Source organism: Pectobacterium carotovorum (genome assembly GCF_033898505.1).
Classification (GTDB): domain Bacteria; phylum Pseudomonadota; class Gammaproteobacteria; order Enterobacterales; family Enterobacteriaceae; genus Pectobacterium; species Pectobacterium carotovorum_J.
The window spans coordinates 1,859,399-1,883,614 of the sequence record NZ_JAXAFK010000001.1; the positions used below are offsets into that span (position 1 = coordinate 1,859,399).

At 52.0% G+C, this 24,216-nt stretch carries 17 protein-coding genes; 8 read left to right on the forward strand and 9 right to left on the reverse strand.

Features of this window, described 5'->3' with window-relative positions; all coding sequences use genetic code 11:
• Positions 1-40: 40 nt before the first annotated feature.
• The 5 genes from R9X49_RS08255 to fimA form a co-directional block, all read right to left on the reverse strand.
• Positions 41-619 (reverse strand): fimbrial protein, encoded by a 579-nt coding sequence (locus R9X49_RS08255; RefSeq protein WP_319847926.1) that lies wholly within the window; start codon positions 617-619, stop codon positions 41-43.
• Positions 620-645: 26 nt separating this feature from the next.
• The gene (locus R9X49_RS08260) at positions 646-1,683 is read right to left on the reverse strand and encodes a fimbrial protein (RefSeq protein ID WP_319847927.1); all 1,038 of its coding nucleotides are present in this window, start codon (positions 1,681-1,683) and stop codon (positions 646-648) included.
• 8 nt (positions 1,684-1,691) lie between these two features.
• Complete coding sequence (locus R9X49_RS08265) at positions 1,692-4,322, reverse strand: fimbrial biogenesis usher protein (protein ID WP_319847928.1); 2,631 nt, start codon at positions 4,320-4,322, stop codon at positions 1,692-1,694.
• A gap of 80 nt (positions 4,323-4,402) precedes the next feature.
• Positions 4,403-5,107: a fimbria/pilus periplasmic chaperone gene (locus R9X49_RS08270; protein WP_413775878.1), complete on the reverse strand. Its 705-nt coding sequence runs from the start codon at positions 5,105-5,107 to the stop codon at positions 4,403-4,405.
• 88 nt (positions 5,108-5,195) lie between these two features.
• The gene (fimA, locus tag R9X49_RS08275; protein WP_319847929.1) at positions 5,196-5,747 is read right to left on the reverse strand and encodes a type 1 fimbrial major subunit FimA; all 552 of its coding nucleotides are present in this window, start codon (positions 5,745-5,747) and stop codon (positions 5,196-5,198) included.
• 734 nt (positions 5,748-6,481) lie between these two features.
• On the opposite strand from fimA, the gene R9X49_RS08280 reads away from it, so the two are divergent.
• From R9X49_RS08280 to R9X49_RS08295, 4 genes are all read left to right on the forward strand, one after another.
• Positions 6,482-6,784, forward strand: coding sequence for a type 1 fimbrial protein (locus R9X49_RS08280; protein ID WP_205555081.1), 303 nt, complete (start codon positions 6,482-6,484; stop codon positions 6,782-6,784).
• Positions 6,785-7,098: 314 nt separating this feature from the next.
• Positions 7,099-7,920, forward strand: a complete 822-nt coding sequence (locus tag R9X49_RS08285; protein WP_319847930.1) for a serine protease — start codon at positions 7,099-7,101, stop codon at positions 7,918-7,920.
• Positions 7,921-8,388: 468 nt separating this feature from the next.
• The gene (locus tag R9X49_RS08290; RefSeq protein ID WP_319847931.1) at positions 8,389-10,167 is read left to right on the forward strand and encodes an EAL domain-containing protein; all 1,779 of its coding nucleotides are present in this window, start codon (positions 8,389-8,391) and stop codon (positions 10,165-10,167) included.
• A 45-nt stretch (positions 10,168-10,212) separates the two neighbouring features.
• A complete protein-coding gene (locus R9X49_RS08295; protein ID WP_319847932.1) occupies positions 10,213-11,070 on the forward strand; it encodes an EcsC family protein in 858 nt (285 codons plus the stop codon).
• Here the strand turns inward: R9X49_RS08295 and hrpA are convergent.
• Positions 11,067-14,954: an ATP-dependent RNA helicase HrpA gene (hrpA, locus tag R9X49_RS08300; RefSeq protein WP_319847933.1), complete on the reverse strand. Its 3,888-nt coding sequence runs from the start codon at positions 14,952-14,954 to the stop codon at positions 11,067-11,069. The genes R9X49_RS08295 and hrpA overlap by 4 nt on opposite strands.
• A gap of 336 nt (positions 14,955-15,290) precedes the next feature.
• On the opposite strand from hrpA, the gene R9X49_RS08305 reads away from it, so the two are divergent.
• On the forward strand, positions 15,291-15,896 hold the full coding sequence (locus R9X49_RS08305; protein WP_319847934.1) for an FMN-dependent NADH-azoreductase: 606 nt from the start codon (positions 15,291-15,293) through the stop codon (positions 15,894-15,896).
• 59 nt (positions 15,897-15,955) lie between these two features.
• On the opposite strand, the gene R9X49_RS08310 is transcribed toward R9X49_RS08305, so the two are convergent.
• The gene (locus R9X49_RS08310) at positions 15,956-16,189 is read right to left on the reverse strand and encodes a YnbE family lipoprotein (protein WP_319847935.1); all 234 of its coding nucleotides are present in this window, start codon (positions 16,187-16,189) and stop codon (positions 15,956-15,958) included.
• A gap of 15 nt (positions 16,190-16,204) precedes the next feature.
• Positions 16,205-18,796: a YdbH family protein gene (locus R9X49_RS08315; protein ID WP_319847936.1), complete on the reverse strand. Its 2,592-nt coding sequence runs from the start codon at positions 18,794-18,796 to the stop codon at positions 16,205-16,207.
• Between the two features lie 372 nt (positions 18,797-19,168).
• Between R9X49_RS08315 and R9X49_RS08320 the strand changes: the two genes are divergently transcribed.
• From R9X49_RS08320 to R9X49_RS08330, 3 genes are all read left to right on the forward strand, one after another.
• On the forward strand, positions 19,169-20,722 hold the full coding sequence (locus R9X49_RS08320) for a methyl-accepting chemotaxis protein (RefSeq protein WP_319847937.1): 1,554 nt from the start codon (positions 19,169-19,171) through the stop codon (positions 20,720-20,722).
• A 342-nt stretch (positions 20,723-21,064) separates the two neighbouring features.
• Positions 21,065-22,618, forward strand: a complete 1,554-nt coding sequence (locus R9X49_RS08325; protein ID WP_319847938.1) for a methyl-accepting chemotaxis protein — start codon at positions 21,065-21,067, stop codon at positions 22,616-22,618.
• A 119-nt stretch (positions 22,619-22,737) separates the two neighbouring features.
• Positions 22,738-23,730, forward strand: coding sequence for a 2-hydroxyacid dehydrogenase (locus R9X49_RS08330; protein ID WP_319847939.1), 993 nt, complete (start codon positions 22,738-22,740; stop codon positions 23,728-23,730).
• A gap of 158 nt (positions 23,731-23,888) precedes the next feature.
• On the opposite strand, the gene R9X49_RS08335 is transcribed toward R9X49_RS08330, so the two are convergent.
• Entirely contained in the window at positions 23,889-24,179 is a 291-nt protein-coding gene (locus tag R9X49_RS08335; RefSeq protein WP_319847940.1) for a DUF333 domain-containing protein, read from the reverse strand.
• Between the last annotated feature and the right edge of the window lie 37 nt (positions 24,180-24,216).

Consider the following 24,216-nt stretch of genomic DNA (forward strand, 5'->3'; position numbering starts at 1 on the left):
GCCTGACCCGTCACGTCTCTTCAATACCGTCTTCCAACGTTTACTGATAGGTTAAGGTAAATGTTGCATCCGCATTTGCAGAACCGACCGTGACGGGCGTACCAATCGCCACATACTGCCCATAAAACACTAGCGGCACGCGCGCAGCGTTTGCCGACAGCGCATAAACGGGTGTCGGTTGACCAAGCGCCAACCGCCGGCGTTCGCTATCCAGTATCGCCACAGCAACATTAGTCGCACTGCTACTGGCGTTAAGCGCAAGCAGCGTACTATCCCCCGCTGGCGCGCTGCCATAAAACGTGATCTCGACGCCAGATGCCGCGACGCCGCAGTTCTCCAGTACAATCTCGAAACGTGTAGGATTGGGGTTTTGCGATCCTACCGCAAACTGCTTACTTGGCCAGGTACCGAGGTCAACCGTTTGTTCCTGCGTCCCTGTGCTGACGCTACAGCTGTTCGCCAGCAGCGTCGCAGTAAGCCGCATATTGGTCAGCCCGAGATCGGCACGGACTGGATGCACGGCACACGTTATAAAGAACAGAGAAACCCAGCCGAAACGCGCGGCCCATGTTACTCGCGTACGCACCGCGCCAGTCATCACACCCTGAGATCGGTTCATCGATTCCCCCTTTTAGTAAAAACCGACTAGTAAAAATCGACGCGCAGATAGGCATTTGCTGTCGCGACGCCTTCCTGAGGCTTAGTTCCCGTCACGCTGACCGGATACGCAGTAATCGCCACATTAGCACTTGCAGCCTCATCCAGCGTAAAAGGAATCACGCTCGCAATATCATTGGGCGTCAATGGATTACTTCCACTGTCTGTGACAATAAAGCCGACATCAGGATTATCAGAAACCACCATATTGCCAGACGATTTATCAGCCTGAAGACGCATCGACATACTCGCCTGCGCATCGATACCGTTGCAGGCGATACCAATCGTCCGCGTCACCGGTGGAACCCCCTCCGGTTTTTCACCCGCCGTTTTAAACAGCCCTGATGAAATTCCGCCAAAATCAATGCTGATGATCTGACCCGCATTCAAAACACAACTTTGAGGAACCGTGATCGAACCGCTCATATAGCCAACCACCAGCGGCGACCCCACACTTTGCCCATTTCCCCCCTGATTGCCATAAAGGTAAAAAATGGGTGTCATCGGGATATTAGAAACCCCGACAAACTTGCGCTTGATACGGAAATTGACCTGAACCCGACTGCCCGTTGTCGCATTCCCACCGCACAGTCCCGCACAGTTGTTGTTTACATCGGTAAACGGCACATTATGAAAAGTGCCACCCGAGGTTCGGTTATAAACAAAAATACGCGATGCCACCTGGAGATAATCATTACCGGTAATATCAAACCAGTTCACGCCACTTTCCGTTGACGCTAAAACCAACGATGGACCGGACTGGGCGGAATAGTAGACCGTATCCCGGTTATTACATGGGCCACTTATCGCGTAGGAACCGGCATCGGTTTTTTCATTCCACCCCGTAACATACCCGACATTGTTCTGACTGGAAGCCAGCGCGTAAGTGTAGTCATACATTAAAGGTGAACCGCTTGAGGTCGTGCATTGTATCGCACTGGCCTGGCTGGCAATCCCCAGCAAACCCGCCACGCTAACGCCGCGCCACCACATAGCGCTTCGCGCTGCGCCACTGCTATTTTTCATTAATAATTTCATTGACATACCGCCTTCGCATAAGATACCGGTTGGTTTTCACTGCCGTCTGGAAGAGCGTAGCGAAGCGTGCATTGCTGCTGTGAACCACTTCCCCATGCAACCTTCAGCTCGCCTTCAGGGGTTAGCCCAGACAGAAAGACCTGCCCATCATCACCAACAATACCGGTGCTATCGCTGTCTACACGGGAGACAAGCGCACCAAAAGGAATCGGTCGGCCATTACGCTGCTGTAGCGAAATTAGCGCCCGCCCGCCTTGATAGGCGGTAAAGCTGGCACGAACCATCGCCCCTCGCGTCGGGACAAGGTTGGCGACAGTATTGTTGATCTCAGTGTTTTGATTTAACGAGTTGACGTCGAGGGCGATGCGGTTATTGCGATAAACGCTGGCGTAAGGAATAACGGCATAGCCACGCCAGTCAGTCTGGATACCGGTGGTATTCTCCACTTTGATACGGCTGGTACCGGGAACTTTGATCAATACATTGGTATCGCCCAACGGCTGACTAAACGTGACTCCATCGGCATGTGCCACCACACCGCCGCTCACCCCATAGTTAAGCTGACGGGTGTTGCGCGTATAGTTGTAGTTGGCGTTACTGTTGCCATAGGTGCCCTGATAGCCAAGCCCCGCGTTCCCACTATTCCCAATGCCGCGATTACCATACCCTTGGGAGACGTTGTAGTTGAGATTGCCATCCGATAGCATCGTGCCACTGAGCCCCACCTGCTGTAACGTGCGTCCCTGATTGTCCGACGTCATGTTGTAGGTGCCGTAAGCCATATTCTGTGAACGCCGCAGGTTAATTCCTTCACGATGTCCACTGAGCCACTGACTCAGTGGAACAGAGAGGTTAAAAGCAAATAGCTGGTTCCGTTCTTCCAGCCCTTGATTTTTGTTATAGCTGTAACTCAGGTTATAGCTCACACCGCGGTACACATTGCTGTAGCCGATTTGCAGCAGATCGTTCGTCCCCTCGGTATGCCAATAATCCTGCCGGCTTCCCGTTAAAAATAACGCCCCCATTCCCTTCCCTAATTGCTGGGTGATATTCATCTGCATCCTGCTTTTTTTCGCGTTATTCAGGTTGTAGTAATCGCGTACCACAGGTTGAACATCAGTAAAGTCGACCGTATAACCACTCATGTTTTTATAGCTGGCTTCATCCAGCGTAAAAAAACCTTTGGTTGAATAGCGATAACCCAGGATCTGAAAATTCGTCCCCAGATCATTCAGCGATTTGGCATACAGGAAACGCAGTGACTGCCCTTTATGATCGCTACCATCTGACAACGTGCTATAAGCCTGCGTGAGATCGGCTGAAAATGCGCCCCAGTCACCGAGGTTCTTCCCCGAACCTAACGTCAGCGCCTGATAATCTTCAGCCAGCTGTGTGCCGCCATACAACGTCACCCCGGCCGAACGCCCCCAAATCAGCGTGCCTTGACCAAATAAGGGCTGCTCCTGTTGCGGATTGTTGCTACGGTACTTACCAACCATCGCGGAATATTTCATCCGGTTCTCACGCTGGAGCAGCGGCACAGCGGAGTACGGCACGACAAAGCTGTTCGTCGAGTTATCGCTCTCAGTGATGGTTACCTGTAAATCGCCGCTGGATGACGTTGGGTAAAGGTCGGTAATTTCAAACGCACCAGGCGCAACATAAGCCTGATAAATCACATAGCTATTCTGTCGGATGGTGACGCGGGCGTTGCTTTTGGCAATCCCCCTGATCGTTGGTGCAAACCCTCTCAGGCTGTCCGGCAGCATCGCGTCATCGGACGCAATCTGCACGCCACGAAATCCCAAACTATCGAAAACCTCGCCTACTGTATTGCTGTCGCCGAGAGTCAATTCACTGCGCCAGGGAATAATGGCTCGCTGTAAATAGGTGCTGACGTGCTGGAATTCGTTATAGCGCTGGTTTGCATAGCGGGAATAACGCCAGGTAGAGTAATCACGCAGTCGCCAGCCGTTCCAGTTCACTCCGCTATCAAGATTGAGAAAATAGCTGTCGCTGCGAGCATCGCCGTGAGTATTACTGCCCGTGAACTGGTAATTAAATAGCGCTGACGTGATGCCCTCATCCCACTCTTCCGGCGAAATGTATCCCCGTCCGGCATTTTTCAGCGCGATTTGCGGCAAGCTGATGTTCAATCTCTGGAGTTCAAAGTCAAAGCGCACGCTGGCATCAGGAATCGCCTGAGGCACGTTGATGCACGCGGAAGCGGGTTCATCACGTAAGGAAGAAAACGATTGCAGATTGACATTAAGCTGTTCCAGCAGCGCTATCGTCAGGCAAGGCTCAAGACCCGTATCGTCACTGGACGGTTTATCGGATGGCGTGCGTAGTTGAAACGCAATATCACGAGAAACCGCATAGTCTGCATTAACATAAATCTCTACCCGATAGGTGCCCGGCGGTTGCCCTTCACCTTTATCAAAGCGAGAGAGATCGGCAATAGCTGAAGGATCGTCCGATAAAAATGTCGGATTAAAGAAAGTTTCAGCATCGCCAGCGAGTGGGAATGCCATATACAGCATCACGGCCGGGCACCAGCGCAGGCATGGACGGACTGCGCGATAAGGGGCGGCGGAACGCTGCGGTTTCGTCGGTTCTGAACGCATACAAAATTCCTCATCTATGATAGTGAAAAGCGCAGGCAATCGCTGTAATGCAGCTTGACGCCAGCCTGTACCTCACCGTTTCATAGCCCTTTACCTGTGACGCGCGGCGTCATGGCTCCGTAATCGTTAATGGTCTGGAAGCTCACTGCACCTGATGCTCGCCCAGACAGCGTCAGTGATGTCGAACCTTTTGGCGGCACCATCGTGTTGGGAAGTTTCTGGCTACCAGACTGGAGGTTGACCAGCGTAATAAAATAGGGAGAGGGGTTAGTGATCGTGAGCGCCGAGCCTGACTGCTGGAAGCGCAGCGTCGCGGGTGCGCTATCGGCCCCCGTTGGAAGATTCGCGGGTCTAACAAAAAGTTTAATGCGGGATAACACCGCCAATTGCAGCGCGTTCTTCTCCTCCAGCGATCGTTTCTCAACCGCCGGAATCGCTTTGACATTGACCCAATAAACGGATTCGCGATCGGTAGGCAAAGGTGTGCCAACATGCATCAGTCGCAATGTGTTCTCACCTTTGGGTTTCACCACAAAAAGCGGAGGTGTCGCCAGAAAATCTTTGGTTTTATTCCCGTCTTTATCTTCTACCCAGGATTGAATCAAAAAGCGGTTATTTTCATCACTGTTAATAATCGAAAGTGAAGCCTGATTGGCCTCTGCGGGATAGATCACCCGCGTAGCGCCCAGCGCAATCCCCCCTGCCTGTGCCTGATGAACAATCAATAAAGCAAAAAGTACCAGACCAAAGGTGAAAGATTGAAATAAGAGAGATGAGTTCTGCACACGCAACCTCACAATAAAGTGTTGTTGAATTGGATCTAAAGACACAGCGAAAGCCAGTCCCTGGCTTTATTTCCTCCCTAAGGCATCTTTATTGATAATCGATGGTGAACGTGGCATCGGCATCTGCCGCGCCCGGCGTCGTGGTTGCCTGCGTCGCTTTATAGCGGGCATTAAACGCCAGTACGTTGCTGCCATCGTTCAGCGTTTGTGGGGCTGAATAAACAGCGCCATTTGGCGTCAGAACCGCCCCAGTACGATCGGAGATTTCAATACCCACGCCGCCTGCCGCACCGGATGCTCCGCCACCAATGTTACTGACGGCCAAAACGGTGTTGTCATTCGAATCAGCCGTACCGGTAAAGGCAACAGCTGCCGTAGTAGAAACACTGGAATCACAATCTTCGAGGTTGATGGTAAACGGCACTTTGCCAGAGTAGGTTCCCACACCCGTAAAGCGCGCGGTACGGTATTGGCCCAGATTCACAATCTGATCGGCCGTATTGGTACTGACCGCACAAGCAGCGTTAACGATCTCACCTTTAAAATGAACCGTTCCACCCGCAACGGTGGCCGCAAAAACGGTCACACTGGATGACAATAATGAGGCGCCAATCAAGGTATTGAGTAGAGATTTATGCATAACTTATATTTCCTGATAACAGATAAAAGTTAACGATCGCATTAACAAAACAATCGTGGCTCTGTCGCTAAAGCGACATCTCGATCTTTTTCCTCAGTGCATCAGTCAGGGTCTCTTCTGACGTCCTTAGACGCAGAAAAATGCTTGGGCACGTTCCGTCGCGATGCGTTAATAAATATTTTTCATGATTGTTAATTTGTAAAAGTTGGTTGCTGCTTGATAGAAAAAGTAAAAATCCAGAATTAAAAACCAACAAAACAAAAAATATTGAAATTTAAAATCAAAAAATAAAAACAACCAGGGATATACGTTTGTTTTTTATTCAGCAGTGAATCCTCGCATAAAAAATACGAGCGCATGAAATGGGCCAAATGAGCCCGTATGTTTATTTTTTATGATGTTTCATGGTTGATTTCACAACGTAAAGCGAACCACTGCGATAAAAACGCGAGTGCGTCATCGAGAGATAGGAAATAAAAAAGCGGATCACACAGGAGAAAGAAAAAACGATGGTATTGGGGTAAGTAGCTAATGGAGAAACAATAGACATTGCGATGAAATACCCAATCAAACGGGGCAAAAGCGCGTAACCTTAGAGTGATGTAATTAACTGATTTAAAAAATGATTATTCACACTGGATGAACATCACTCAACAAAGGTTTAGGTGTAATAAAGTTTTATCATTTGATGCCGTTTATACCATTACACACCAGGCAATACCGAGAACACCATAATGAAAAAAATCCTGCAAAAAACAGCCATCTTGCTCTGCATTATGGCTGCAACACCGTATACCTTCGCCTCATCCTCTTCGTCGACAGGCATCATTCGCTTTGTAGGTGCCATCGTCGAGCCCGTTTGCGATATTACGACACAGTCAAGCAATGTGACTGTCAGTTGCGAACGGCAAGGAAGAGTACAAACGCTACAAATGAAAAACAGCTCACACTATGCGGCTTTACCACAAAACATCGGTTCTGTGAGCGCGAAAACCTTGAGTTCAAATGTACGTATCGTGACCGTCAGCTACGAATAAGGCTGATGGCGCTGCGAGATGTCATTTACTGATGCGAAAACGCTACGCCACGTAAAACTGCGGCGTAGCGTTTAACATATGGGGACATGGTGAAACAGCCACAGAACGGTTTATCGTAAATAATCGAGTATCTTAGAAAACCATTTTGACGATTGATAATCCCCTCAGTCACAGCGCCGTGATGTCATGCGCCACCTTTTACACTCAATAACATTTTAATTTTCAGTCTCTCACCAACAAATACATCTATAGTTAATCCAACGCGCTATATTTAGCGCCTCAAGATGACTTTTATCATAAGGTTTATTCACTGCATGCGCATATCAGCCTGGTTGTTATGTTCATTATCATTTATTGCCCCGCTAAGTTGGGCTGAATCCTCACCAACAGATACCGATGCACAGAAGCAGCAACAAATCTTATTTTTCAACCACGATGATCGGGATATTGTTCCTGATACGGCTGTCTGGCCGTGGCAGGCTATTGGGCAGTTGGAAACCGCCAGCGGTAACCTCTGTACGGCGACACTGATTTCCCCCCATCTGGCGCTGACGGCGGGGCATTGCGTGGTCACGCCACCGAAAGGCGAGATCGATAAACCTGTCGCGCTGCGTTTTCTGGCGACAGAAAATGGCTGGCGTTACGAAACGACGGAAATTGAGGCGCTGGCGAATAAAACGCTCGCTAGGAAATTGAAAGCCGACGGCGAAGGATGGATCGTACCGCCTTCAGCCGCACCGCTGGATTATGCCCTGATTCGGCTAAAGCAAACGCCGCCGGGGATTCGCCCGCTCCCGCTCTGGCAAGGCAGCCGTCAGGAATTGATGCAGGCGTTGAAGGATAACGGTCAGCGCGTCACGCAGGCCGGCTACCCGGAAGATCATCAGGAGACGCTTTACCGCCATCAAAACTGTGTGATCACCGGCTGGGTTCATACCGCCGTGATGGCACACCAGTGCGATACGCTGCCCGGCGATAGCGGTTCCCCTCTGATGCTGAATTCAGCGGCAGGCTGGGTGCTCATGGGCATTCAAAGCTCTGCGCCCGATGCCAGTGAACGCGAGCGAGCCGATAATCGTGCCGTTTCCGTTACCGCGATTCGTCAGCAGTTAGAAACATTGGCAAAACAACGCTAACCCCCCTCGCAGATGCGCCACCGCCAGGCAGAAACCGTTATTTCGGGGTTGCCTGGCGTCAGCGGCTTCCCGTCAGCGTCATGGTATAAAGAAATATCTGTTCTATTCTTATCAGAGATATAGGTTAATCATCCATATTGTTACTGTAACAATGGAGTAAACATTATCAGGATGTTATTTTTATCTTATGGAACATGCCATTTTTTATAATTAGATTCCCATTTATTCGCAGAGCATTTTCTCAGCCAAACCGTTTATCTCCGCCCGCAAGTGATGGGAAAATATCATAAATTCATATCGTACGTTGAAAACCGAAAACATGATTTAAGACAAAAAATCGCCGAAATCTTAACGGAAAGATAAAGGTGGTATAATAAGTTACCTCAATTTTTAGCCTCTATGTTATTGTGTCGCCGTTAAATTAAATTGATGTCGTCGCGATTATTATTGCGGAAAGGAAGAGTCTACATGTTAAAACATTTGAGTCATGACGAAAAAAAACGCATGCAGACTCTCGACGAATTAAAAAAAACCGATAGTTCTCAAGACGATATTCTTCACAAACTCACGAAACTGGCCTGCCAACTGCTTGAAGCCCCAACGGCACTCGTGACGCTAACCGGCACTAAATCTCTGCACGTTAAAGCAAAAACCCATTTCCCATTGGATGATATGGATAAAATCGGTTCATTCGACCATTTTACCGTACAAACGGGTCAAGCCTTTATCTGCCCCGATGCCATGCATGACGAGCGTTTTAACGACAGTCCTTACGTAACCGGCAAACCGTTTATCCGCTTTTATGCTGGCGTTCCGCTTAAAACCAAAGAAGGCTATTCCATTGGGACGTTCTGCGTTATTGATTATGTTCCGCGCACTTTCAGTAAAATCCAACTGCGGTTACTGCACGATTTAGCCGCCATTGCGATGGTATTAATGGAATACCGCAATGCGATTGGGCTGATTGATGCCGTGACCCTGTTGCCCAACCGCCAGCGCCTGATTGACGACATCAGCCACATTACCGACATCCACGAGCGCTACCTGCTTATTCTGATTGATACCATCGACATCTCTTACGCCTATGAAATGGGATGTGCGCTGGGGATGCCCACCGTAGAAGGTCTGCTAAAAGATATCGGCATCTTCCTGCGTCTCAGTTTGAGTTCGCCAGATAATATTTACTGCGCCGCCGTAGGACGCTTCGCCCTGCTGGTGAAGGCGGAAAATAAGGAACAGGTTTTGGCGGAGCTCGACGCCTGTGCCGAACGGATTCATGAAAGCATCACCAGCCATATACCACTCAAGCTGGAGTTTTTCGTTGGCTATACCGAATTCCAGATTCCGGCCAACGATCCTCAGCGAATCCTGCGTGAATCCATGAGCGCGCTGCGCGCCGCTATCACCAAAAATATTCGCCAGTTCGCCTACAACCGCGAGGCCGATAAGGCACAGCAGATCGCCTTTACCTTGCTCAATGAACTAGCCGATGTGTTGCAGAACAACAAGCCGGGTCTCTATCTGGTTTACCAGCCGAAACTAAGCATCAAGACGAATACCGTTATCGGTGCCGAAGCGCTGATTCGCTGGCGTCATCCCGATCTGGGCGAGATTTATCCTGACCAGTTTATCCCGCTCGCGGAAGGCACCACGCTGATGCGTCCGTTAACGGACTGGGTTACCCGGGAAGCAGCATGCCAGGTGAAACAGTGGCGCCAGGAGGGGCTAAACTTCCCGGTGTCGATTAACGTTTCTGCCAGAAACTTCTCCGAGAATGACTTTATCCCACGCCTCATCACCATTCTGGAGAACCACGGCCTTACCCCTCAGGACATTGACATCGAATGTGTCGAGACGCAGAAAATCATCGAAAGCACTGAAACGCTCGCTACCATTCAAACGCTGCAACAGCTCGGATTCACTATCGCTCTTGATGATTTTGGCACGGGATATAGCAACCTAAGCTATCTGCGCAATATCCCTTCTACGGTGATAAAGCTGGATAAGTCGCTGATTAAAGATATCAAAACTGACCATAAAAGCCGTGTCATTGTGGAATCGATTATCAGCATGCTGCACAAACTGAACTATGTTGTGCTGGCGGAAGGCGTGGAAAACAAAGAAACACTCGACTATTTGGCCTGCTTTGGATGTGATGAAGTACAGGGCTACTATTTTTCCCGGCCTATTCCTCCAGCGGCATTCACCGCCTGGTTAACGGCGCACGCGTCACAAACGCCGACATAACATCCCCGTCGGGCGGGCTATTCAACAAACGGTAGGAGAACGCGCATGACGCTTCTTACGTCGCAGGATGAGCTCGCTATCAGAAATGCCATGGCTCTGCTGGAAGCCCCCTCTTTTGCAATACAGGCGGCGAATCTGGTTGGAAAACCGATTGAATGGAGCCTATCGAAGTTACCCGCCATGGTGAAAAACAAAATACAGGATGTGGTTCACACGGCGCTGTACAAAGCGGTAGACGCCGCGCTCTATACGCTGGACGATGCTCCCGCTCGTGTGGCATCGCCCAAGACACATAAGCTGGCCGTCGCCGCGTCCGGCGCAGTCAGCGGTTTCTTTGGCGCGGCCGGTCTGCTGGTCGAACTGCCTATCAGCACTACGATCATGATGCGTTCCGTGGCTGATATTGCCCGCAGTGAAGGTTTCTCCCTCGCCGATCTTTCCGTCAAAGCCGCCTGTGTGGAGGTTTTCGCACTCGGTGGGACACAAGAAAGCGACGACGCTGCCGATTCCGCCTATTACACCTCACGCGCCGTTCTGGCTGATATCACCAGACATACCACACGTGAATTAATCGGCATCGCTGGCAAGAAAAGCGCAGGAAAAGCCTCTGCCCGAATGAGTACCTCGCAGGCAGGAAAAACGTTAGCAAAGCTGATTGACGCCGTCGCCACCAGACTGGGGGTGACCATGACGGAAAAAATGGCCGCGCAGATTGTTCCGGTAATTGGTGCCGCCAGCGGTGCTGCCATTAATACACTGTTTATTCACCACTACCAAAACATGGCGAAAGGCCATTTCATTATAAAACGTCTGGAGCAGACCTATGGTGAAGAGGCGATCAGGTCGGCTTACCTTGAGCTTAAAAACAGCCATCGCCGACCTGATGTGATAACAAAAAGTTAGCCTTCAACCTGCTCCATCGCCTGCAATACGCGCTTATCGGAAATAGGGAACGGCGTCCCTAGCTGCTGGGCAAAGTAGCTGACGCGCAGCTCCTCAAGCATCCAGCGCACCGCTTTCACGTCGTCGTCATCACGTCGCTCCGCAGGCAGCTTGTTCCACCACTGCTGCCACGCCTGTTGAACCTGCTCCACCTTCAACATCTGTGCCCGATCGCGGTGGACATCCTGTGCCAGCTTCTCCAGACGTCGCTCTATCGCTTGCAGATAACGCAGCACGTCCGGCAGGCGCTGCCAGCCGTTTTCGGTCACAAAGCCACGGAATACCAGACCGTTCATCTGACTCTTGATATCGCTTAACGCCAGCGCCATCGCCATGTCTACGCGCCCTTTCAGGCGCTTGTTAATGGTGAAAACGGCCGTCAGGATTTGCTCAACCTGTTTGGCGATATCCACTACCGTCTCGTTCAACTCCGCGCGCACTTTTTCATGCAGTTGCTGGAAGGCTTCCTCCTGCCAGACCGGACCGCCGGCTGATTCAATCAGCTTATCCACCGCGCAGGCGATACAGTCATCGATGAGATCCAGCACTTTGCCATACGGGTTGAAATAGAGACCGAGTTTCGCCTTGTTCGGCAGTTTGTCATGCAGATATTTGATCGGTGACGGAATATTCAACAGTAACAGGCGGCGAAGCCCCTGCCGCATCACCTGCTGTTGCTGGTGCGGCGTATCGAACAGACGAATCGCCACGCTATCCTTTTCATCCACCAACGCCGGATAGGCTTTAACCGAGTAGCCGCCCCGTTTCTGCTCATAGCAGTCCGGCAGCGAACCAAAGCTCCAGAGGTGCAAACCGCGCTGCTCCAGCCCGTCATCCGCCACGGATGACAGCGTTTGCTGCACTTTATCTTTGAGCTGATCTTTCAGCGCGTTCAGGTCTTTGCCTTCCCGCTGCGTCCGGTTCTTCTCATCGATGACGCGGAACGTGATTTTCAGATGATCGGGCACCTGATCCCACTGCCACGCTTCGCGCGGTACCGTCACGCCCGTCATCAGCCGTAGCTCACGCTCCAGCGCATCCAATAGCCCTTTCTCTAATGGCGTGGTACGCGCCAGAAACGCCTCGGCATAGTTTGGGGCAGGAACAAAGTTACGGCGTAACGGTTTGGGCAAGGATTTAATCAGCGCAATTGTCAGTTCGCGGCGCACGCCGGGAATCTGCCACTCGAAGCCCTCTTCACGCACCTGATTGAGAATGGGCAGCGGAATATGCACCGTCACGCCATCCGCATCCGCGCCCGGCTCAAACTGATAGGACAGCCGTAATTTCAAGCTACCCTGATGCCAGAAGTTCGGATAATCCAGCGCGCTGACCTTCTCCGCACCGTCTTTAATCAACATGCTCTTTTCAAAATTAAGCAGGTCGGCATTATCCCGGCTGGCGGCTTTCCACCACTTGTCAAAGTGGCGTGACGAGATGATATCGTGCGGCAAGCGCTGATCGTAGAAAGCAAACAGCGTCTCGTCATCCACCAAAATGTCGCGGCGGCGCGATTTATGCTCTAAATCTTCGACCTCCGCCAGCAGCTTGAGGTTGGCGCGGAAAAAGGCGTGATGCGTTTGCCAGTCGCCTTCCACCAGCGCATGGCGGATAAACATCTCACGCGCCAGCGTCGGATCGATTTGGCTGTAGTTCACCTTGCGTGCCGCAACAATCGGCAGCCCGAAGAGCGTCACCTTCTCCTGCGCCATCACCGTGCCCTGCGCTTTCTCCCAGTGAGGTTCGCTGTAGCTCCGCTTAATCAGATGCTGAGCCAGCGGTTCGATCCACTCGGGTTCAATACGCGCGGCAATACGTCCCCACAGGCGGCTGGTTTCCACCAGTTCAGCCACCATCGTCCACTTAGGCGGCTTTTTGAATAGCCCAGAACCAGGGAAAATCGCAAACCGGGCGTTACGCGCGCCGCTGAACTCCTGTTTTTCAATATCTTTCTGCCCGATATGCGACAGCAAGCCGGTGAGCAGCGCGCAGTGGATACTCAGGTAATCGGCTGGTTCACTGTTGACCGGTAGCCCCAGCTCCTTCACCACCTGACGCAGCTGCGTGTAGATATCCTGCCATTCGCGAACGCGCAGATAGTTAAGGAAATCCGTGCGGCACTGGCGACGGAACTGGCTGGATGACAGCGCCTTTTGCTGGTCACGCAGGTAGTCCCACAGATTGACGAAAGCCAGAAAATCGGAGTCTTTATCAGCAAAACGACGGTGTTTCTCATCCGACGCCTGCTTCTTATCCAGCGGCCTTTCACGTGGATCCTGAATCGATAACGCGGCGGTGATGATCATCACTTCACGCACACAGCCGGTTTTACGCGCTTCCAGCACCATTCGCGCCAAGCGTGGATCGATAGGCAATTGCGCCAGCTGTTGCCCCTGCGGCGTCAGGCGGTAATGCCCATTTTCCGCCAGATTAATCGCGCCTAATTCCTCCAGCAACCGCACGCCGTCTTGAATATTGCGCTTATCCGGCGCTTCAACAAACGGGAACGCAGCGATATCGCCGAGCCCCAGCGACGTCATTTGCAGAATGACGGAAGCCAGATTGGTACGCAGAATTTCGGGATCGGTAAACTCGGGCCGCGACAGGAAATCCTGCTCGGAATAGAGACGAATACACACCCCGGCGGCGACACGGCCACAGCGCCCTTTACGCTGATTCGCCGACGCCTGCGAAATCGGTTCAATCGGCAGGCGCTGTACTTTGGTGCGGAAGCTGTAGCGGCTGATGCGCGCGGTGCCGGGATCGATCACATAACGAATCCCCGGCACAGTGAGCGAGGTTTCCGCCACGTTGGTCGCCAGCACGATGCGGCGGCCATGATGTGACTGAAAGACGCGGTTCTGTTCCTGATTCGACAGGCGCGCGTACAGCGGGAGGATTTCGGTATGCGGCAAGTCAAGACGGGTCAGCGCCTCTGCCGTATCGCGAATTTCACGTTCGCCGCTCATGAAGACCAGAATATCCCCCGGCCCTTCGCGCGTCAGCTCGTCTACCGCATCAAAAATCGCCTGTAGCTGATCGCGTTCGCTGTCGTCGGCGTCTTCCACCACAGGACGATAGCGCACATCTACCGGATACGTCCGCCCGGACACTTCGATGATTGGTGCGTTATTAAAGTGGTGAGAGAAACGCTGCGGGTCGATAGTAGCGGATGTAATAATCACTTTTAAATCAGGGCGTTTTGGCAACAGCTGACGCAAATAGCCCATAATGAAATCGATATTCAGGCTGCGCTCGTGCGCTTCATCGATAATCAGCGTGTCGTACTGCATCAACAGGCGATCCTGCTGAATTTCCGCCAGCAAAATACCGTCCGTCATCAGTTTGACCAGCGTATTGTCACTCACCTGATCGTTAAAACGAACTTTATAGCCGACGCTGCCCCCCAGCGGCGTTTCCAACTCGGCGGCAATACGGTCGGCGACGGTTCTGGCAGCCAAACGACGCGGCTGCGTATGGCCAATCAGGCCGTGCACGCCACGCCCCAGTTCGAGACAGATTTTCGGCAACTGCGTGGTCTTCCCCGACCCCGTTTCGCCCGCGACGATAATCACCTGATGATGACGCAGCGCATCCAGTATTTCGTCTTTTTTCTGGCTAACGGGAAGTTGTTCAGGGTAGCGAATCGCCGGACAGCTTGCCCGCCGGTTCTCGACCTTCTGGCGAGCCGCGACAATTTCCCCCTCAATTTCCTGAGCGATTGCAGCCTGAGCCTGCGGGCTGCTGACTTTCTCTGCGCCCTGCAAACGGCGGCGCAGACGTTGCCGATCGCGAAGCATTAGCTCACTTAACTGCGTAGATAATGCACTGAGAGGTGATTTCACGTTGCTCTTCCTTAATTGTTTCTCTAATTCTTTTCTCTGCCGGGACAATGCTCGTCCCGAATCTGGCTCGATTGAGCCTAACCTGATTCCAAGGCACGGCATGTTTAAACGATGAAAATGATTAAGCCGTGGGGATTTTTAAGACGTGGATAGTAGCACATTGTCATAGGCGGCTCTAATCGCCCCGCGCAGTCTTATTCAAACGTCGTCTTATTCAAGAAAATCGAATAAAGACCTCGAATATTTGCACTTTTCACTTTCCAGAGCACCGCATAAGATGTGACGCATCAAAGGGCGTTATGTTGTCGCCCACTTCAATCACTAAAGGAATTGGCAATGAGCAAAGTATTGGTTCTGAAATCAAGCATTCTGGCAGGTTATTCTCAGTCAAACCAACTGGCCGACCACTTCACCACCGAGTGGCAGTCTGCACATCCAAACGACAGCATCACCGTACGCGACCTGGCCGCTCAACCGATTCCGGTTCTTGATGGCGAATTAGTCGGCGCGCTGCGTCCTTCCGATGCGACGTTGACCCCGCGCCAGCAGGAAGCCCTGAAACTGTCCGACGATCTGATCGCAGAGCTGCAAGCGCATGACATTATCGTGATTGCCGCACCAATGTATAACTTCAACATTCCTACCCAGTTGAAGAACTACTTCGACCTGGTTGCCCGCGCTGGCGTAACGTTCCGCTACACCGAACAAGGCCCGGAAGGTCTGGTGAAAGGTAAACGCGCTATCGTATTAACCAGCCGTGGCGGCATCCATAAAGGTACACCAACCGATCTGCTGGAACCGTACCTGCGCGTATTCCTGGGCTTCCTCGGCCTGACCGACCTTGAATTCGTGTTCGCTGAAGGCTACGGCTACGGCCCAGATGTGGCGCAGAAAGCCACCGACGCGGCGAAAACCCAGCTGTCTCAACTGGTCACCGCATAACGAATCCTTGTTCGTACGAATAAGTGTTACCGACCTTGCCATTGGTTTACTTGGCTTAATTATTGCGCGCCTTCCGGCGCGCTTTTCTTTATCTCATCACCGGCCGCATTGTCCGATTTTTCGAGCAGTTGCGTCGCTTCTTTGTCCGCCTTGATGTGAATTTCATGCTCGATCTTCACGTTCATATTAATGGTAATGGGCTCTTTGGGCGCAGCCACCTCGATACGCGGCACGCATCCCGTCAGGAAAACGACCGTGCAATATGCCGCCAGCAATATCTCGCTCTTGTTCATTGTTCTGCCTTGAATTTATTCATTTGCCTGCTGTTCCAGCGTATCCCGCAAGTTATCGCCAAAACGTAAGCTGCGCCATAGCTGGAAGATATTCTCCTGATGGCGATAGTTAAGAATAACCTGCCGGTTCGCACTGAGCTGAGGATTTTTCCCCTGCACCTGCGAGGTCAATGTCAGTTCGCCCTGATTATTCAGGTCAAGCGTGGCATAGGAACGTCCGATCTCCAGATAGCGCAACCAGCCAATCGCCGCGCCGCCCGCCAGATTTTTACTCGCTAGCTCATCAGCCAGTTGGTTATCCAGCCGCAGCGTCAGGAAGCCATCATTGGTAATTCGCCCGCCTTCAATCAACATGGTCGGGTGATTAAAATTCAACGGAAGCGTGCCGCTCACGCGCCCGGACAGCGCGAACTGTTTTTGCTTCAATACCGTCAGCAGCTCGCTGAGATCCACGCTCTTAACGGTGAACAGCGCAGGTTCCCGCTGCGGCCAGCGCAGCGTCGACAGGCCGATATGCCCATCCAATACGTCCATATCAGCCTGTGACATAACCAACGGTCGCCGCTCGCTGTACGGATAAAATCCTTGTAGATCGACGCGAATATTACTCATCCGAAACAGGTTATCCAGCACGTCAATTCGCAACGTAACGGGCTGTCTGACGCCCAACTGCCAGCGCTGATCTTTCAAGCGGTAAGGCAGGACGAAGTTTACGCCGCTGACTTCCCCATCCTGTAGCCACAGGCCGCCATTTTTCACGACCCAATGTCCACCCGCGCTGAACCCTTCTTTACGTGCGGCGGAGAATGCCGCCTGTGCGTAAAACTGCCCGGCGCGAATGTTCATTTTCAGCAGTGGGGAAAGCAGAGGCTGAAACACTTTAAGCGGCTGTGTCGGCCACCATGCGCCACCGCGTAGCCGTTCGCCATCCCAGCGCCCGCGCAGCCTCACCGGGCCAATATCTTCGGCCTGTAGCTGCCCCTGTAGCTGGAAATCATCCGGGTTGCTCCCCTGCATCGCCAGCGTTAACAACGAAGGCGGCAGATAGCCGCCGTTGCTGAAATGCGTTTGCTCTGAGGCCAGTTGCAGCGCCCCTTGAAAATATTCGCCTGAACGGGCTCGCTGCCAACGGATCGGCTCAGTAATCGTCAATCGGGGCTGGTGTACCGTTACAATGCCATAACCCAGTTGATCCAAGCCACTCGACAGCTGACTGACTTCAATCAGGGTATCCTGCCACTGGCCTCGCCCGGCCACGTCCCACTGACCTTTCAGCGGCGGCAGGTGGCCACTCCCCCAATAACGCCATTGCCACTGCCCTTGATCCGGCCAGAAATCCTGCGCCTGACCATCAAGATGCAGGTTAAAACGCCCCCAATATTCCTCCCGCGCCTTCACAATCGCCTGTAGTCGCCCATTTACGCCAGTCGCACTGACCCGAACGCCCGCCAGCGGCCAGCGCGCTTCTTCCAGATAAACCTGCGGCGCAGGCGTTCCCCAGGCGCGCAGCAGCGCCCCCGGTAAGAGAACGAATTCAGGATTGAGAATCGAGCCCTGCAACACCCCCGGCAGCGTCGCCGTCAGAGAGAGCGCCGGTAGATTAGCCTGCCCGGTAAGTTGAAAGCGCAATTCGCTGTTGAGCAGACCAATATTGCCCGGCCCCAGCACCAGCACGGCGTTCGCCTTGCCGTTATGCCCTTGCGTCAGCATGTTCAAACGCGCATTAATCGTGGTGGCATCCAGCCCTTGCCGCCAATGCTGTAAGGTCATGGCGACTTGCCCAGAGAGCGGCTGATCGGCATAAGGCCAGCGCCAGATACCGTTAGTCACCTGAATCACCTCGTCCGTCAGTTGCCACGGCAGCGATATCAGCGGCGTTTCATCATGCGCCGCATTCAGCACCAGCTCACCTTGCCGGTTATGCCAGTCCAGCAGGAGCGAAAGTGGATCCGGTGTCTGCCCTGAATCCAGTTTTCCAGTCAGTCGTCCCTGCGTCGGAGCTGCACCCAGCATATCGGCCAGCGTCATCTCACCGCTAACCTGTAGGCGTATAAATCCCGCTGGCGTTGCGAGCATGCCTTCATGCAGGGTCAGCTGTGCCTCATTCAGCTCTGCCCTCACCACCAACTGATCGCCCTGATAATCGAGCGTTTGGTGCCGTTTACCGTCACTACTGAGCCGCACCTGCCCGGCATAATCCTGCCAGGGCTGTAGCGTAAACGCCTTTATCTGAATATCGGCAGCCGGCAATCGCTGTTGCCACTGCGCCAGTTGCGCGGGAGGCTCGGTACTGCCACTTGCCGACACATGTTGCAGGCAGTCGCTGTTTAATGTCACGGCATCAATATCGACATGCCAGCGCCAGCGATGCCAACTCAGCGTCATATTCCGTACATCAACGAGCGTGCACTCCCCGGCCATAATACTGACCCCCGCGCTATGTAGCCCACCGTCCTGCCAGCCAGGCGTCCCATTCACGGACAAAGACATCTCCGCCGGTAGCCAGATTGTGGCGATACGTGGCAGCCACTGCGGCAGTGTTCGCCAGGAAAGAAACAGCAGTACGGCAAGCAGAAAAGCGGCTGGAAGTGCATGTTTTTTAATCATTAGCGCGAGTTAAGCATCCTGTTCAATTGCGGTAAAAATTCGTCCTGTATGCCTCTGTCGATTATTCATTCACAAATAGCTCTTTTTGTTAACAAACAATCCTATCCAACTCACATTTACCACCATTGTGCGTACATCCTCATTACCCTTTCGTGGTAAAATGTTTAATTGAGGTTATATTTTGTAATGAATCGCGTTATCTCATCATGAACAAAGCGTTTCCGGGTGAATATCAGGATTATCTCCTTCTGCCCGAATCGCCTTAAAAAAAGCAATGAGCAACCTGAACCATTACCGCTATCCGCTGATTCATCTTCGTGGGTATGCCTCAGTTAAATCAGTATTCGGACACAGCATATCAAGGACTGCTTCATGCGTAATAACACCCCTGTCACCGATCGCCAGATCCCTCTTTCTGAAAAAACCAGACTTATGTCGGTCACCACGCCAGAAAGCCATATTACCTACGCAAACAAAGATTTTATTGACGTCAGCGGTTATAGCACCGATGAGTTAATGGGGCAGCCCCATAATCTTATCCGACACCCGGATATGCCACCAGCCGCCTTCGCGGATATGTGGAAAACGCTGCGGGCGGGCAATATCTGGACGGGGATTGTGAAAAACCGCTGTAAAAATGGCGACCATTACTGGGTAAAATCCAGCACCACGCCATTGAGAAAAGGTGGAGAGATTTCCGGGTACATGTCAGTGCGCACTGCCGCATCGCCCGAAGAAATCCGTCAGGCTGAAGCGCTCTACGCCAGTGCAAACGAAGGGAAACTGAAATACCGTACCTTCCATCACGGCCTGCTCATTTATACCGGCCCATTGCGCATTCTGAGCCTGTTTAAAACCATGCCGTTACGCTGGCGTATCCGCAGCTATTTTCTGCTCTTTAGCCTGATCCCATTGATTGCCGCCTATTCCCTGTTGGCGGGAACGGCATTGGCTTCCGTACTCTTTCCTCTGCTCATCGCCTGCTGTTTTGTCAGTGGCGAGCTTCTGGTACACCATGTTGCCCGTCCCATCGAGCAAATCCTGTCTCAGGCCATGCGTTCCGCGGCCGGACAGGCAGATAACCTGACGCAGCTTAATCGCGTGGATGAAATTGGCATGTTAATGCGGGCAGTAAACCAGTCCGGTATGAATTTCCGCACCTTCGTGGACGATGTGAACACCAATTTGAGCGAGCTGAAAAACGCCTGTAATGAAATCGCGCAAGGCAACCAGACGTTGGCGCAGTGCTGCGAGGAAACGGAAGAAAGCCTGCAACAAACGGCCGCCTCCGTGGAACAGCTTACCGCGACGATAAAAAGCAATGCGGAAGCCTCACTTCAGGCTTCGATATATACGCAGGATGTGAATCAGGCGGTGAACTCTGGCGAGCAGGCCGTCAGCCAGGTCTCTGATACGATGGAGACGATCACCCGTTCCAGCGAACGCATTACCGATATCGTCAGCGTGATGGATAATCTCGCGTTCCAGACCAATATTCTGGCCGTGAACGCCGCCGTTGAAGCCGCACATGCCGGGGAACAGGGTAAGAGCTTTGCGGTAGTTGCCAGTGAGGTTCGCTCGCTGGCACAGCGTAGCGCTTCCTCTTCCAGCGATATTTCAACCATTATTGATGAAACGTTGAATAGTATCCGCACCGGTGAGCAGCAGGTTTCGCATACACACAAATCCATGAGCAATATTCTGCTTCAGGTTCAACACGTCACCAACTTGATGAATGAGATCAGCCTCGCAACGCAGGAACAATCTCTGGGGCTGGAACAAATCAATGAAGCGGTGAACCGCATCGATGAGCTCACGCACCAGAATACCGCGCTGGCCAGTCAGTCACATTCAGCCACCGATCATCTGCAACAGCAGATATCGAGCATGGTACAGGCGGCATCCGTCTTCAGTCTTTCCCGCTAATATCATCCTCACGGGCGTTCATATCAGGGCGCCCGTCGCCGCCTTTTCTCACCGTTCCCCCGCACTCCAGCGTGCGTTGCCCGCAGTGCAAATTCACAGACTCATAATATACTTAACAAATGAATGCTTTTGGTCATCGGCACAGGCATCTATCACGATTCGGGGGAGGTAACTACTTTCCTGAAGAAAAAATAACGGGCGAAATTAGTGACAATATATAAGTCTACCCGCTAATTATTTCGCAAATATTGCCGTTAATTAAATAGCATCAACCGCCTTTCTGTTCGCTAATAGATCTAAAAACATCATATTTATGCTTGCTTATACTAAAAGGATCAATAAATGCGTAAGAATTTTCCGGTCAGTGATATTCAGTATTTATTAGATGAAAAAGCCAAGCTAATGTCGGTGACCACCACCGATAGTCATATCACTTATGCAAATGACGATTTTATTGATGCCAGTGGTTACGACTTTGAGGAAATCCTCCACCAACCTCACAATATCGTGCGCCACCCGGACATGCCCCCGCAGGCGTTTGCCGACATGTGGGCAACGCTAAAGGCAGGTAAAATCTGGACAGCCGTCGTCAAGAACCGCCGCAAGAATGGCGATTACTATTGGGTCAAAGCCAGTACGACGCCGTTGATGAAGAACGGGAAAATAACAGGATATATGTCGGTGCGAACCCGAGTTTCACAGGAAGAGATTCGGCAAGCTGAAGCGCTTTACCATCAAATGAATGAGAATAAATTAAAAAACCGCCGACTCTTTCAGGGACTGCTGATTTATAAAGGCGCGCTAAAATTTCTTAGCTTATTTAATGTTATTCCCGTACGTTGGCGGATAAGAAGCTATGTATTCCTTTTCATGCTATTCGCGCTGCTTTTCTTACTTGCAACGCTTCCACTCACAACGCCGCTATTAATTTTTGTTTTGGTGCTGCTCGCTGGCGCAGCAATAACCAGCGAATTATTAGTTCAACACTTAGCAAAACCACTGGAAAAAATTCTACGTCAGGCCATTAATTCCGCGTCCGGGCAGGCGGATAACTCGTTTCAACTAAATCGCGTGGATGAAGTGGGTATGTTATTACGCGCCGTCAATCAATCTGGCATGAATTTCCGCACGTTTGTCGATGATGTTAACGGCAAGCTAGCAGAACTGCGCCACGCCTGCGGCGAGATCGCCTCCGGGAATTACACGCTGAGCCAGCGCTGTGAAGATACCGCACAAAGTTTGCAATCCACCGCATCGTCAATGGAAGAGCTGACGGCGACGATTCAAAGCAACGCCTCTGCTTCGCAGTTGGCAACACGCTGTGCGAACGATGCTAATCAGGCCGTGGATGCTGGTGAGAAAGCAGTGAGTCAGGTCACGGACACCATGGCGGTTATGACCCGCTCCAGCAAAGAGATCACCGACATCATCAGCGTGCTGGATAACCTGGCGTTCCAGACCAACATTCTGGCGCTCAATGCGGCAGTCGAAGCCGCTCACGCGGGAGAACAGGGTAAGAGCTTCGCTGTAGTCGCAGGGGAAGTCCGTATTCTGGCGCAGCGTAGTGCTGCCGCTGCCAAAGATATCGCCGCCATTATCGATACCACGATCGCCAACATTCACACTAGCGATAAATTGGTCAACCACACCAGCCACTCGATGCACAATATATTGACGCAGGTGCAGCAGGTGACTCAGCTTGTGAATCAAATCAGCCTGGCGACACAAGAGCAGTCGCAAGGTCTGGGGCAGATTAACTCCGCGGTGAACAATATTGATGAATTGACACGCCAGAACACGATTTTGGCGACGCATTCTAGTTCTGCTATTAACAGCCTGGAACAGCAGATCTCCACAATGTCCGAAGCCGTGTCGGTTTTCAGTACGCCTCGCTAACCCCGTTCTTACATTATTATCGCCCCTCAATTTCAAACCGTTACTGTCAGTCAGGTAACGGTTTGTCACCGCCCTATTTTCTGATAGCTTAATCTAAGGATTTTTCGGAGAAACTATCAATGAAACTGGCAATTTACAGCACTAAGCAGTATGACCGTAAATATCTGGAGCAGGTCAATCAGCAGTTTGGCTATGAGCTGGAGTTTTTTGATTTCATGCTGACGTCGCGCACTGCCAAAACAGCGGCGGGCTGTCAGGCCGTCTGCATTTTTGTGAACGATGACGGTGGTCGTGAGGTGCTGACCGAACTGGCAGAGATGGGCATTAAAACGCTGGCGCTACGTTGCGCAGGGTTTAACAATGTCGATTTGGAAGCCGCTAAGGAACTGGGTATCAGTGTGGTGCGCGTTCCCGCGTATTCCCCTGAGGCCGTCGCCGAGCACGCCGTCGGCCTGATGCTGACGCTTAACCGCCGCATTCACCGTGCCTATCAACGTACTCGCGACGCGAACTTCTCTTTGGAAGGGCTGATTGGGTTCAATATGCACAACCGGACGGCGGGCATTATCGGCACCGGAAAAATCGGCATCGCGACCATGCGTATCCTGAAAGGTTTTGGCATGCGCCTGCTGGCCTTCGATCCCTATCCGAATCCGCAGGCATTGGAATTAGGGGCAGAGTATGTCGATCTGAAAACGCTGTATGCCAACGCGGACGTCATTTCCCTGCACTGCCCGCTGACGCCGGAGAATCATCACCTGCTGAATCATGCGGCCTTTGCGCAAATGAAAAACGGCGTCATGATCGTCAATACCAGCCGTGGTGGACTAATCGACTCACAGGCGGCCATCGATGCGTTAAAACAACAGAAAATTGGCGCGCTGGGTATGGACGTTTATGAAAACGAACGCGATCTCTTCTTTGCCGATAAATCCAACGATGTGATTCAGGACGATGTTTTCCGCCGCTTATCCGCGTGCCACAACGTACTGTTCACCGGACATCAGGCATTCCTGACGGAAGAAGCGCTGATCAGCATTTCACAAACCACGCTACAAAACCTGAAAGACATCAGCCAGAACGCACCCTGCGCCAATCTGGTGACATCTTGACCTTCTATACCCTAAATAATTCGAGTTTCAGGAAGGCGGCAAGAGAAGGAATCCCGATGAGCTTACTCAGGTAAGTGATTCGGGTGAGTGAACGCAGCCAACGCACATGCAACTTGAAGTATGACGGGTATATTGCGGCAGTGCTGACTGCCGCACACTTACCCCGCCGGACAGCTTCCATTCATCAGCGACTGTTCGCTACAGCGCTTACCATTGGCTAACTGGCAGGCCCCCACGCTCGCACCGTCCAGTTGTCGGGAGATCGCCATTGTCCCGCCAATCAGCGTACAGTTAACGTCAACCGGAGAACTGCTTTTTAGCAACACGACAGCATTCTTATCATCATTTTGCGTGGCGTCTTGCTGGGTCGCAGCAGTGTTCTCACTATGGTTGCTGCATCCCGCCAGCAACAACACAGCGGCAGTACATAGCCATGGCAATAATTTCATGTTTTGGCCTCGGATCGGGTGGGGAGTCGGTTCTGAC

What these genes read in the sequence shown, in the direction of transcription:
- R9X49_RS08255 (WP_319847926.1), bottom strand. Translation starts at nt 619, where the DNA reads ATGAACCGATCTCAGGGTGTGATGACTGGCGCGGTGCGTACGCGAGTA.
- R9X49_RS08260 (WP_319847927.1), bottom strand. Translation starts at nt 1,683, where the DNA reads ATGAAAAATAGCAGTGGCGCAGCGCGAAGCGCTATGTGGTGGCGCGGC.
- R9X49_RS08265 (WP_319847928.1), bottom strand. Translation starts at nt 4,322, where the DNA reads ATGCGTTCAGAACCGACGAAACCGCAGCGTTCCGCCGCCCCTTATCGC.
- fimA (WP_319847929.1), bottom strand. Translation starts at nt 5,747, where the DNA reads ATGCATAAATCTCTACTCAATACCTTGATTGGCGCCTCATTATTGTCA.
- R9X49_RS08280 (WP_205555081.1), top strand. Translation starts at nt 6,482, where the DNA reads ATGAAAAAAATCCTGCAAAAAACAGCCATCTTGCTCTGCATTATGGCT.
- R9X49_RS08285 (WP_319847930.1), top strand. Translation starts at nt 7,099, where the DNA reads ATGCGCATATCAGCCTGGTTGTTATGTTCATTATCATTTATTGCCCCG.
- R9X49_RS08290 (WP_319847931.1), top strand. Translation starts at nt 8,389, where the DNA reads ATGTTAAAACATTTGAGTCATGACGAAAAAAAACGCATGCAGACTCTC.
- R9X49_RS08295 (WP_319847932.1), top strand. Translation starts at nt 10,213, where the DNA reads ATGACGCTTCTTACGTCGCAGGATGAGCTCGCTATCAGAAATGCCATG.
- R9X49_RS08305 (WP_319847934.1), top strand. Translation starts at nt 15,291, where the DNA reads ATGAGCAAAGTATTGGTTCTGAAATCAAGCATTCTGGCAGGTTATTCT.
- R9X49_RS08310 (WP_319847935.1), bottom strand. Translation starts at nt 16,189, where the DNA reads ATGAACAAGAGCGAGATATTGCTGGCGGCATATTGCACGGTCGTTTTC.
- R9X49_RS08315 (WP_319847936.1), bottom strand. Translation starts at nt 18,796, where the DNA reads ATGATTAAAAAACATGCACTTCCAGCCGCTTTTCTGCTTGCCGTACTG.
- R9X49_RS08320 (WP_319847937.1), top strand. Translation starts at nt 19,169, where the DNA reads ATGCGTAATAACACCCCTGTCACCGATCGCCAGATCCCTCTTTCTGAA.
- R9X49_RS08325 (WP_319847938.1), top strand. Translation starts at nt 21,065, where the DNA reads ATGCGTAAGAATTTTCCGGTCAGTGATATTCAGTATTTATTAGATGAA.
- R9X49_RS08330 (WP_319847939.1), top strand. Translation starts at nt 22,738, where the DNA reads ATGAAACTGGCAATTTACAGCACTAAGCAGTATGACCGTAAATATCTG.
- R9X49_RS08335 (WP_319847940.1), bottom strand. Translation starts at nt 24,179, where the DNA reads ATGAAATTATTGCCATGGCTATGTACTGCCGCTGTGTTGTTGCTGGCG.